Below are 12392 nucleotides of genomic sequence, written 5' to 3'. Positions count from 1 at the left end.
AAAGCAGCCAAATAGGCTGCTTTTTTTAGTTGTATAATTTATTTATTTTTTATCACCTTTTTAAAGTAAAATGGTTTTGCAGAGTTTTAGCTACAATTACACCTTCCTCTGGCTCTGCATATTCCATACGAAACCAATAATCAGATTCTGGCATTTTTTTACCATTAAACATACCATTCCAAGTTACTCCAGGTCCTAGTTGTTTTAACAGTTTACCGTACCTATCGTAAATATACACTTTAGCATCTACTAATTCTTCAATACCTAATACATTCCAACCATCATGTACGCCATCTCCATTAGGAGTAAAAAACTTTGGATAGCCAATTACTAAAAACGGAATTTCTTCAGATTGGCCACATCCATATTTATCATTTACAATTAAAGTATTTTGTCCGGGTGGCACATCATGAAAAAGTGTTTCATCTTGAAACTCACCACCATTTATAGCATATTCATACTCACTAGTACCATTAACAAGAACTTCTATTTTATTTCTATCTACCAAATAATCTATAACTGTAATTTCAATATCAGCAGGATTTGGAGGTGCGTGAAAATTTATTAAAATATCATCTGTAACTGTAGGCGGAGCTCCAGAAGCTGTAGTAATCTCTACAAAATACCTACCTGTATTTGGGCTAGTAACCGTATATTCTGTTCCTGTTGCTAAATTTGGATCATCAATAGTACCATCATCATCATAATCTACAGACCACCTAACACTTGCAACATCTGGCCCTACCGGAGATCTAAAAGCATTTAAAACCACGTCTGGATCACCTTCACAAGCATTTACATCTAACCCTAAAAACTCATCTCTAAACGTACAATCTAACGCATCTACATCTTCTGTAAAAGTTAAGGTAAAAGGTTCTGGATCGCCATCAAAATTAGTATTGTAGTTATTTATTAAAATATAATAAATTTCACCTTCTGCTATATCTAACAATTCATCATATGTGTTTTTACTTCCTTTAACAAAAGAAAAACCTTCTTGACCAGATTCTGGGTTGGTACCTAAACCTGTAAAAGCTGTATTGTTAGCTTCATAATTGCAACGCACTGGCTGTGCAGTACCGTTACTTATACTGGCACAATCTGTATCTGGGCCATACACGGCAAAATCCCATTCAGCTGTATCTGTATCTGCAGAAATATCAAACCCAATAACACCATCTTTTAAAGCTCTAAAAACATACCAAGATGTGTTATTTTCTATGTTTGCAGAGCTATTACTACCCTTTTCTAAACAACCTGTTTGCCTAATTACATCAGGGTCAAAATCATCTATATCTCCACGGCCATCTGCTATACCGCTAATTGGTGCGTCTCCGCACACTGGTATAGACGACCTACAATCTGGAGTAAATTGCGCATTGCTAATTAGTGTAAAAAAAAGAAATCCTACTACTAGTTTGTATTGTGCTCGCATAAAAATATTGCATTGGTTGGGATGTTACATAACCATATAATAAGCGGCAAATAATAAAATTTATTGCATTACGTCGAATATTTTTTTGCATAATCGACGAAATACCAATTTTACTTCTAGTTAAAATTTATCGTTTTAAGGTAAAATGACTACTTATGTGTTTTGCGGTAACCCTGTCTCCTGCGGTATTTGTATAGTTAAGTTTAAACCAATAATCAGACTCTGGCAATAGCTTTCCGCCATAAGTACCATTCCATGAATCAGCTCCGCGTAACTCCTTTAACAATTTACCATATCTATCAAAAATATGTACTACGGGTTGCTGTAAAGATTCCATACCAACTATTTGCCAAGTATCATTAATACCATCGCCATTGGGCGTAAAATAATTATCAAAACCAACTACAACAATATCTTCTGTAACAAATCCACAGCCATTTTTATCTATAATAGAAACCGTATGGGCACCTGCAGACACGTCTGTAAACACATTACTACCTTGCACAGGAGAATCATCAATCTGATATTCAAAATCTCCTTTAATATCAGTTTCTACAGTCACTTTATTATTTGCATTAAAATCTTCTATAATTACAGTAGATATGGTTGGGGTTTGCCCCACAACAACTTGTACAACAACCGTATTAACACAAGTAACTCCTAAATTAACATAACTAATGTCTAAAACATAACTACCAGCAGAAAATACCTGAATAGTAGGTGTTGACTCACCGCTTTGCCAATTGTAATTATAATTGGGATCTGGATTGGTTTCTCCTATTGTTTCTGAAGTTGCTCCTTCACATAAAAAAACTTCTGTTTGTATTGTGGAAGTGGGAGTCTCTATAATTGTAATGTCAAATTCCTCAGAAACATCAAAGCAGTTTGGATTTTTTACAGATGTAGTTCTAACATAAACAGTATTTACACCTACGGCAGGACTATATTGCATTGGCAAGCTAGATGCATTATTAACAGCATCTGCGGGGGTTGCGTGGTAGCTAATAATAAAATCAGATGCCGCTTGTGTTCCTAGAGCCTCATCATTTTTTGTGGTTAAATTAAAAGGTAAATTTTCTTCACAAAGGGTAATATCTGTAATTGGGTTTGTAGTTGGAGCTGTAGAAAAAGCAACCTGAACATCACTTATTAAAACATCTGCCGCATTAGAAACTACCTCTACCCTATACATTGCATCTGTAGCTACATCTAAAGTTGCATTAGTTTCACCTACAATTTCTGTATATCCCAAGCCAACATCTCTATACCAAGTATAAGATGCTGTATTTGGCGTAGTAGCATCTAACCTAACAGTATCCCCATCACAAGCAGCAATTGGCGGCCCCAATAAGTTGCTAATAATAGAACAATCTAATGCCGTATTTGGATAGTCTATAAATATTTGTCCAGAAAACTGAATTGAAAAACCAGAGTTAATGTTACTAAAATTATTAATTAATAAATAATAATCTTCACCAGCCTCTACATTTAACCAATCTTCATATTGTACATTTGTTGCTCCAGTTGGGTCTTCCCCTACTCCTGTAAAAGAATTTCCATCGCCGTTATCAAAAAAATTACACCGCACAGGGGCTCCTAAACTACTACAGTCACTTGCCTTATACAAGGCAAAATCCCAATCTTCTGCGGCATCAAAACTAATATTAAAACCTAATTGTCCGGCTTCACCAGTTTTAAATCTATACCAAGCAGAATTTGACTCTATTGCTCCAGATAAAGTACGCTCTAAACAACCTGTTTCTGCTGCACCTCCAAAATCATCTACTCCGTAACCGTCTGTACCACCATTAGTTGGTGTATTATTACAAATAGGTATAGCATTGCTACAATCTGCAGACACTTGCGCACCAACAGACAGTAACCCTAACGTAAAGAAAAAAAACGCTATTGCGTACAACCTTTTCATAAATAGATAAAAGTTTGAGATATGTAAAACTAAACCTTAACAAACTTTAGCACTAATTAATGTTGTCAAACACCTTAAACTATAACATTAAATGCTATAATATGTATATCTTTGCATTTCTAAAAAATTTTAGGCTGATGAAAATAGAAAGCACTATAGAAGGGTTTGATGAAGAAATGGATAACGACCATTTATCTGCAGCTGAAGATACCCCTTTAAGAGAAGACGCTTTTGATCTTAATGATGACCAAAAGATAGAAAAAATACAAGCTAGTGTTAGAGATATTTTAACTACACTAGGTATGGACTTAACAGATGATAGTTTAAATGACACTCCAAAGCGTGTTGCAAAAATGTTTGTTAAAGATATTTTTGGAGGATTAAATCCGGAACGTAAACCAAAATCCTCTTCATTTGATAATAAATACAAGTACGGAGAAATGTTAGTAGAAAAAAACATTACTCTTTACTCTACTTGTGAACATCACTTATTACCAATAGTTGGTATTGCACACGTTGCCTACATATCTAAAGGAACAGTTGTAGGTTTATCTAAAATGAACCGTATTGTAGATTATTACGCAAAAAGACCACAAGTACAAGAAAGACTAAACATACAAATTGTTAGAGAATTACAAGAGGTTTTAGGAACAGAAGACGTAGCTTGCGTTATAGATGCAAAACACCTTTGCGTAAACTCTAGAGGTATTAGAGACATACAAAGTAGTACAGTTACTGCAGAGTATGGCGGCAAATTTAAAGAACAAGCTACACGTAAAGAATTTTTAGACTATATAAAGCTAGACACCAATTTTTAATTCCTTTTAGCCATAATGCAACTATATAAAAATCAGACAATAAAAGTTTATAATTCCCTTTCTGGAAAAAAAGAAGAGTTTAAACCTATAAACGAGGGCCATATTGGTATGTATGTGTGTGGACCAACAGTATACAGTAATGTACACTTAGGCAACTGCCGTACGTTTATGTCTTTTGATATGATTTTTAGATACTTTAAGCATTTAGGGTATAAAGTACGTTATGTGCGTAATATTACAGATGCCGGACATTTAGTTGATGATGCTGATGAAGGTGAAGATAAAATTGCAAAAAAAGCACGCTTAGAGCAAATAGAACCTATGGAGGTAGTGCAACGCTACACCGTAGATTTTCATAATACATTACAAAAATTTAATTTTTTACCTCCTAGCATAGAACCTACTGCAACCGGGCACATTATAGAGCAAATAGAAATTATTAAAGAAATTATTGAAAAAGGATTTGCTTATGAGGTTAATGGCTCTGTATATTTTGATGTTGTTGAATTTAACAAAACAAACAACTACGGAATTTTAAGCGGCAGAAAACTAGAAGATATGATTGCCAATACAAGAGAATTGGCAGCGCAAAGTGATAAAAAAAATCCGCAAGATTTTGCTCTTTGGAAAAAAGCAGAACCAGAACATATTATGCGTTGGCCTTCTCCTTGGGGAGATGGTTTTCCTGGTTGGCACTTAGAGTGTACTGCAATGAGTACCAAATATTTGGGTGAAACTTTTGATATACACGGTGGTGGTATGGATTTAAAATTTCCGCATCATGAGTGCGAAATTGCACAAGCACAAGCAAGTAATGGCGCATCTCCTGTAAATTACTGGCTACACGCTAATATGCTTACGCTTAACGGTAAAAAAATGTCTAAATCTACAGACAACAATATTTACCCTAACGAAATATTTAGTGGAGATAACAATATTTTAAGCAAAGCTTTTTCTCCATCTGCTGTTCGGTTTTTTATGATGCAAGCACATTACACTAGCATTTTAGACCTTAGCAATGATGCCTTGTTGGCGTCTGAAAAAGGATACCTAAAACTAATGGAGGCTATTACAACTTTAAAAGCAATAGAGACTAGCAGTAAAACTGAATTTGACGTAGCTGCTTGGCAACAGAAATGTTATGATGCAATGAATGACGATTTTAACTCGCCAATTTTAATTGCACATTTATTTGAAGCAGTAAAACACGTTAACCTTATAAAAGGCGGCAAAGAAACTATTACTAAAGAAGACAAAGAATTATTAGAGAACACACTAAACACTTTTGCTTTTGATATTTTAGGACTTACTGGTGTTAATGAAGACGCTAATGGCAATTCAGAAAAACTAGAAGAAGTAGTAAACTTGCTAATTCAATTACGTAATGATGCACGTAGCAATAAAGATTTTGCTTTATCAGATCAAATACGCGACCAATTATTAGCAATGGGTATACAATTAAAAGATGGTAAAGATGGCACTACGTTTAGTGTATCTTAAAATAAATTAAGATGATAAAAAAAATACTGATAGCACCATTTCTTCTATTAGTAAAAATATATCAAACTGCTATATCGCCTTTAACTCCAGCTAGTTGCAGATATTCACCAACGTGCTCACAATACACCGTAGATGCGTTAAAAAAACACGGTTTATTTAAAGGCGGTTTGTTGGCAACTAAACGTATTTTTAGCTGTCACCCTTGGGGCGGCAGCGGGTACGACCCAGTACCCTAGTCCTCAAAAAAGAATAAGATAAAATTAACTTATAATCACATTTTCTTTTTTAACCCCTTGCCCAAAATATGTATCTTAGCCATTCACAAAAAGAAGAATAGATGCATTTTTTAAGTATATTATGGAATCCTAATGAAACTTTATTTAGTCTTGGACCAATACAAATAAAGTACTATAACTTACTATGGATTACCTCTTTTGCTTTAGGTTGGGTAATTATTAAAAAGATTTTTGCTAATGAGAAAAAACCAATAGAGCAACTAGATTCTTTATTTTTATATACTGTTATAGCAACTATGCTAGGCGCACGCTTAGGTCACGTATTCTTTTATGACTGGGCATACTACCAAAATCATTTAATAGAAATTTTACTTCCAATAAGAGAAAACCCTAGCGGAAGACTTTTTGGTATAATTACAGGATACGAGTTCACAGGATTTGCGGGTCTTGCTAGCCACGGTGCAGCATTAGGTGTTATTATTGGGATGTATTTATACAGCAGAAAATACCCAGACTATAAAATTTTATGGCTTTTAGATAGGTTAGTTGTACCAGTTTCAATTGGTGCATTTTTTGTAAGACTAGGAAACTTTTTTAATTCTGAGATTAATGGTAAAATAACAGAAAAAACATTTGTTTTTGCTACAAAATTTATACGAGATTCAGATGATATGCCTGCCTCAAGAGCATTAGCTCTAACTAAAGAAAAAACCGTAACTGCAGCGTACAAAGCTATTGAAAACAATCCAAAATTTGCTTCAATTTTAGAAAGTATACCTTTTAGACACCCTGCACAATTGTATGAAGGTGTTTGCTATATTTTTGTATTTGTTATTTTATCATACTTTTACTGGAAAACAGATAAAAAAGACAAAGCAGGCTTTTTATTTGGTTTATTTCTAATGCTATTGTGGACTATACGTTTCTTTGTAGAGTTTGTAAAGAAAAGTCAAGGTGGTTTTGAAGAGTCTTTAGGCACATTATCTACAGGACAATGGCTAAGTATACCTTTTATACTAATAGGCGCTTACTTTGTATTTAGACCTAAAAAAGCATAAAATGAAAACACTAAAGCATTATTCTTTATTATTAATTACTATTTTTTCTTTACTAACAAGTTGTAAAGAAAACAAAACAGAAGTTATAAAAACTCCTGAACCCGCTTTTACAAAAGAAGGCATACTAACAATTACTAAAAGCACAGACAACAGCAAAGCACTGTTATTAGATATAGAAATTGCTGAAACCGATTACGAAACACAAACTGGCTTAATGCAAAGAACAAGTATGAAGGAAAACCAAGGAATGCTGTTTATTTTTCCTGATTCTAGAATACATTCATTTTATATGAAAAATACTAAAATTGCTTTAGATATTATTTATATAGATGAAAATTTACACATAGCAAGTTTTCAGGAAAATGCAAAACCATTAGACGAAACAGGCTTATCTAGCAAAGTACCTGTAATGTACGTCTTAGAAATTAATGCAGGCTTATCTGAAAAATACATGTTAGAAGTTGGCGATAAAATAGATTTCACAAGACTATAACAATTATGAAATATCTTCTAAATGGCGAATCTACTGAAAGGTTATTATTTAGAAAATTAGAACACAAAGACTTTAACGATTGGCTTCCTTTTCATAAAGATCCTAGATCATCTGAGTTTTGGGACGGCTTACCTACAGACCCCATTGTTGCATGCAAGCAGCAATTTAACAGAGCTTTTGAACGCTACCAATATAATCTTGGAGGTATGAATGCGCTTATTTGCAAAAAAACTAATAAGCTTATTGGTTTATGCGGTTTATTAGTACAAACTGTAGATGATATTGATGAGTTAGAGATAGGATATTCTATTTTGCCAAAATACTGGAGAAAAGGTTATGCTACAGAAGCTGCTGTAAAATGTAAAGAATATGCTTTTAAGCATAATTTTACAGATTCATTAATCTCTATTATTCATATAGATAATATACCGTCACAAAAAGTTGCCATAGCCAACGGTATGCAGTTAAGCAAAACAACAAGTTATTGCAATAACCCAGTTCATATTTATAGAGTTTTTAAATAAAAGCAGTAAAATGCAACATCACATTACCATATTTACTAGCAACCAATCTAACACTAAATTGTTTATTGATAGCTTGTCTAAAAAAAATAATGCTGATTTTGATTTCCTCAGCAACAAAAAAGTACTGTTTTTTTCTAAATCTGAAATACATAAGTTTATTAAAGAGGAAGAAATACACGATATAAAAACAATTACCAAACACACTAAACAAAGCCTAAAATCTATGTCTAGTGGCGAACAAAAAAAAGCTTTACTTAATTATATACTTACCCAAAAACCAGAATATATTGTTTTAAATAACCTGTATGATAATTTAGACATTACATACCAAACAATACTAAAAAAACTACTAATTGACATTTCTGAAAATGTAAACCTTATTTTAATTATTAGCAGACAAGAAGATGTTTTACCTATAAAAAGCAACATATATAAACTACACAAAAACAGGCTTACCGCCTACTCTTCCTTACAAGCATACAAAGCTTCAAGACAAAAAAATACACCATTAAAAACGCTTGCAATACCTAAAAATAATAACGTAGTTAATTATAAAGATAATGAACTTATTAGGTTTAAAAATGTATCAGTAGCTTACAACAACAAACAAATACTAAACAATATTAGTTGGAGTATATGTAAAGGAGATTTCTGGCAACTTATAGGCAAAAATGGCAGTGGTAAAACTACATTATTATCTATGATTACCGGAGAAAACAGCAAAGGCTACGGACAAGAATTATACTTGTTTGGCAACAAAAAAGGAACAGGAGAAAGTATTTGGGATATAAAAAAGAAGATTGGTTATTTTACACCGTCATTAGTAGATAGTTTTAAAGGAAACCACAGCTTACTACATATGATTATTGGTGGTTTTACAGATGCTATTGGCCTTTATACTAAACCTACAGAAACACAAAAAAGCGAAGCAGAAAAATGGTTGAAAATTGCACAGCTATCTACTTTAAAAAATAAATTATTTAATGAGGTAACTGTTGGCCAACAAAGGTTAACTATGTTATTAAGAGCTATGGTAAAACAACCTTTACTTTTAATTTTAGATGAGCCAACCGCTGGTTTAGATGATGAGAGTGCAACATTGTTTATAAACTTAGTTAACCAAATAGCTAGCAATAAGCAAACAGCAATTGTTTTTGTATCCCACCGACAAGAACCAAATTTAGAGCCTAGATCTATTTTAGAATTAAAAATTACACCAAACGGATCTTACGCCAAAAGACTAAAATAAAAAAGCTGCTTACGTATTGTAAGCAGCTTTTTATATGTTTTACAGATTAAAGAATTACTCTTTGTCTTCTACAACAACATCTTCTTTACCTGCTTGTATTCTTTTCTTTAATGTATCAAACATAACTGGTGTTGCAATAAATAAAGATGAATATGTACCTACAATAACACCAATTATCATAGCAAACATAAATCCTCTTAAAGATTCACCACCAAAAATAAAGATAGCTAGTAAAACTACTAACGTAGTTAAAGAAGTATTTAATGTTCTACTTAATGTACTGTTTAATGCTAAACCTACATTATCTCCAGAACTCCATCCTCTTTCTTTTACTATTTCTCTAATACGGTCAAAAACAACAACGGTATCGTTTAATGAGTAACCAATAACTGTTAATATTGCCGCAATAAATGCCTGATCTATTTCCATATTAAAAGGCATAACTTTACCTAATAAAGAAAAAACACCCAATACAAGTAGTACATCATGAAATACTGCAACTACTGCACCTAAAGAGAATTGCCACTTACGGAAACGGAATAAAATATATAAGAAAACTACAAATAACGAACCTAAAATTGCCCAAACAGCATTCTTTTTAATATCATCTGCAATAGTTGGTCCTACTTTTTTAGATTTTAATATTCCTATAGACACATCTTCTGTACCTCCATTATTAAACTCCTCAATTGTTAAACCACTAGGCAATAAACTCTGTAATGATGTAAATAATTTTTCCTGAATTTCTTCATCAACAGCAATATCCTCTGAATCTACTTTGTATGATGTAGTAATCATTATTTGATTATCCTCTCCAAAAGTTTTCACGTTAGTACCACTACCAAAAACCTCTGTTAAGTTTGATGAAATTTCTGAGGTATTAACACTCTGATCAAAACGTACTTGGTAAGTTCTACCTCCAACAAAATCTACACCTTGTTGCAAACCTGTAGTTAATAAAGAAAATAATGCAACAACTATTAATCCACCAGAAATAATGTAAGCAATTTTTCTTTTCTTTAAAAAGTTTATACTTAAGTTTTTAAATAGGTTTCTTGTTAGACCTGTGCAAAAATCTAAAACTTTCCCTTTACCACCTGTGTAACCTTCAATAAATAATCTTGTAACAAATATTGCAGTAAATAAAGACGTTGCAATACCTATTAATAATGTAGTTGCAAAACCTTTTATTGGTCCAGAACCAAATATAAATAAAATGATTGCTGTTAAACCAGTTGTAATGTTTGCATCTAAAATTGAAGACAATGCATTACCAAAACCATCTGATATTGCTAAAGATTGACCTTTTCCTTTTGCAAGCTCCTCTTTTATACGTTCAAAAATAAGAACGTTTGCATCTACAGACATACCAATTGTTAAAACAATACCAGCAATGCCTGGCAATGTTAATACGGCATCTAAACTTACAAGAACTCCAAATATTAATAATATGTTTAATAACAATGCAATATCTGCAGCCACACCAGCTTTACCGTAGTAAAAAACCATCCAAAGCAGCACTAACGCCATTGCAATTAAGAAAGACATTAAACCACTATTAATAGACTCATGTCCTAATGATGGCCCAACAACTTCTGACTGAATAATATCTGCTCTTGCAGGCAATTTACCTGCTCTAAGTACATTTGCAATATCTTTAGTTTCTGTTATAGTAAAATCTCCAGAGATTTCTGTACTACCTCCAGATATACCACCAACTACAGAACAACCAGGAGCAGTGTATACTCTATTATCTAAAACTACAGCAATACCAGTTTGGTTTAAGTTAACCTCACTTGTAAATTTTTGCCATTGTTTAGCTCCTTTAACGTTCATATCCATACCAACAGCTGGCCTGTTAAACTGATCGAACTGAGCACGAGCTGCACTAACAACATCACCACTCATTTTTGGAGTATTATCTCTATTCCCTTTTAAAGCAAAAAGGCCAACAACCTCAGATCCCTTAGAAGGACGCTCCCATACAAACTTAACGTGTTGTATAGCATTTGGTATTAATCTTTTAATTTCTGGCATATTAAGGTATTCATTAACCTTAGCCGTATCTTGTATTGCAAATTCTGCAATAGCAAAACTATTTGGAATTCCTTTAATTAAATCGCCTAAAGGGTTCACCTGATTAGCAACATCTAAAGAATCCTGAGTAACATCAGATAATAAAGAATCTATTTCTGACTCTGGTTTAGACTCTGTGTCTTCTGCCGTAGCAGTTTTTGTATCTACTAAAGATCTTAACTTTTCATTTGCTGCATTTATAAATTGCATTACGTTAGGGTCATTTTTAGGATATGTTTCCCAAAACTCTAACTGCGCAGTACTAGAAAGCAATTCTTGCGCTCTTGCTTTATCTTTAGCACCCGGTAATTCTACTAAAATACGACCAGAAGTACCTTCTCTTTGTATATTTGGTTGTGTTACACCAAAACCATCTATACGCTCTCTTAATACTTCAAAAGCAGATTCTACAGACTCATCAATCTTTTTACGGATTATAGATTTTACTTCTTCATCTGAAGCATCCAAAGATTTTATTTCTTCACTTAATGATTTTGTAAAGAAAATATCAGGAGAAGCTAACTTTGTATCACCCTTATTAGCATCAAAAGCATCAAAAAATAAGTCTACATATGTTTTATCACTACTTTTAGATGCCTCATCAGCATCTTTTAAAGATTTAAGAAAAACAGGGTTTTTAGTGTTATTTGCTAAACCTAATAAGATATCTTTTATCTTAATTTGCAGCGTTACATTAATACCACCTTTAAGGTCAAGACCTTTGTTTAATTCTTTTTTCTTAGCTTCATTATAAGATGTAAATCCAAAAACGGATTCGCTTCCAATTGAGTCTAAGTATTTAATTTCCAATGCCTCTCTCTTGCTTGCAAAATCTTTTTCAGATTCAGAAATTTTGCTAGCTGCATAAGTTGCTGCTTCATTTTCAATCTTACTACTTATAAAAGTATAGGATAATTGATAGATACTTACGATCCCAAATAAAAAAGCAAACAGCTTTATAAGTCCTTTATTATACATTAGTTTTTGTTTATTATTGGTAATTTTATATAGCGTGCAAATATATCATTTAAGATATGAAATGCCAATATATTTATAATATTATATAAAATAAGGGT

The 12392-nt window shown here is 32.7% G+C and carries 10 protein-coding genes; 7 read left to right on the top strand and 3 right to left on the bottom strand.

Going from position 1 to position 12392, the window contains the following annotated elements; genetic code table 11:
- Window positions 1–52: 52 nt before the first annotated feature.
- Window positions 53–1435 carry a T9SS type B sorting domain-containing protein gene (locus BFJ87_RS14620; RefSeq protein WP_077406239.1) on the bottom strand — a complete coding sequence of 461 codons (1383 nt, stop codon included), beginning with the start codon at window positions 1433–1435 and terminating at the stop codon, window positions 53–55.
- A gap of 127 nt (window positions 1436–1562) precedes the next feature.
- The gene (locus BFJ87_RS14615; protein WP_077406236.1) at window positions 1563–3362 is read right to left on the bottom strand and encodes a T9SS type B sorting domain-containing protein; all 1800 of its coding nucleotides are present in this window, start codon (window positions 3360–3362) and stop codon (window positions 1563–1565) included.
- A 137-nt stretch (window positions 3363–3499) separates the two neighbouring features.
- Here BFJ87_RS14615 and folE point away from each other — a divergent pair, with 137 nt between their 5' ends.
- The 7 genes from folE to BFJ87_RS14580 all read left to right on the top strand — a co-directional run bounded on the left by folE (window position 3500) and on the right by BFJ87_RS14580 (window position 9240).
- A complete protein-coding gene (folE, locus tag BFJ87_RS14610) occupies window positions 3500–4180 on the top strand; it encodes a GTP cyclohydrolase I FolE (RefSeq protein ID WP_077406233.1) in 681 nt (226 codons plus the stop codon).
- Between the two features lie 15 nt (window positions 4181–4195).
- Complete coding sequence (gene cysS / locus BFJ87_RS14605; RefSeq protein ID WP_077406230.1) at window positions 4196–5680, top strand: cysteine--tRNA ligase; 1485 nt, start codon at window positions 4196–4198, stop codon at window positions 5678–5680.
- A gap of 11 nt (window positions 5681–5691) precedes the next feature.
- Complete coding sequence (yidD, locus tag BFJ87_RS14600) at window positions 5692–5916, top strand: membrane protein insertion efficiency factor YidD (protein WP_077406227.1); 225 nt, start codon at window positions 5692–5694, stop codon at window positions 5914–5916.
- A gap of 101 nt (window positions 5917–6017) precedes the next feature.
- On the top strand, window positions 6018–6974 hold the full coding sequence (gene lgt, locus BFJ87_RS14595; RefSeq protein ID WP_077406224.1) for a prolipoprotein diacylglyceryl transferase: 957 nt from the start codon (window positions 6018–6020) through the stop codon (window positions 6972–6974).
- A gap of 1 nt (window position 6975) precedes the next feature.
- Complete coding sequence (locus tag BFJ87_RS14590) at window positions 6976–7467, top strand: DUF192 domain-containing protein (protein ID WP_077406221.1); 492 nt, start codon at window positions 6976–6978, stop codon at window positions 7465–7467.
- A gap of 5 nt (window positions 7468–7472) precedes the next feature.
- On the top strand, window positions 7473–7991 hold the full coding sequence (locus BFJ87_RS14585; protein ID WP_077406218.1) for a GNAT family N-acetyltransferase: 519 nt from the start codon (window positions 7473–7475) through the stop codon (window positions 7989–7991).
- Between the two features lie 10 nt (window positions 7992–8001).
- Entirely contained in the window at window positions 8002–9240 is a 1239-nt protein-coding gene (locus BFJ87_RS14580; protein ID WP_077406215.1) for an ATP-binding cassette domain-containing protein, read from the top strand.
- Between the two features lie 54 nt (window positions 9241–9294).
- Here the strand turns inward: BFJ87_RS14580 and secDF are convergent, their stop codons facing one another.
- Window positions 9295–12294: a protein translocase subunit SecDF gene (gene secDF, locus BFJ87_RS14575; RefSeq protein ID WP_077406212.1), complete on the bottom strand. Its 3000-nt coding sequence runs from the start codon at window positions 12292–12294 to the stop codon at window positions 9295–9297.
- Window positions 12295–12392 lie beyond the last annotated feature (98 nt).

This window comes from Cellulophaga omnivescoria (assembly GCF_001999725.1).
GTDB lineage: Bacteria > Bacteroidota > Bacteroidia > Flavobacteriales > Flavobacteriaceae > Cellulophaga > Cellulophaga omnivescoria.
Note: the sequence above shows the minus strand (reverse complement) of the source record. Positions and strands in the feature narration are given on the sequence as shown.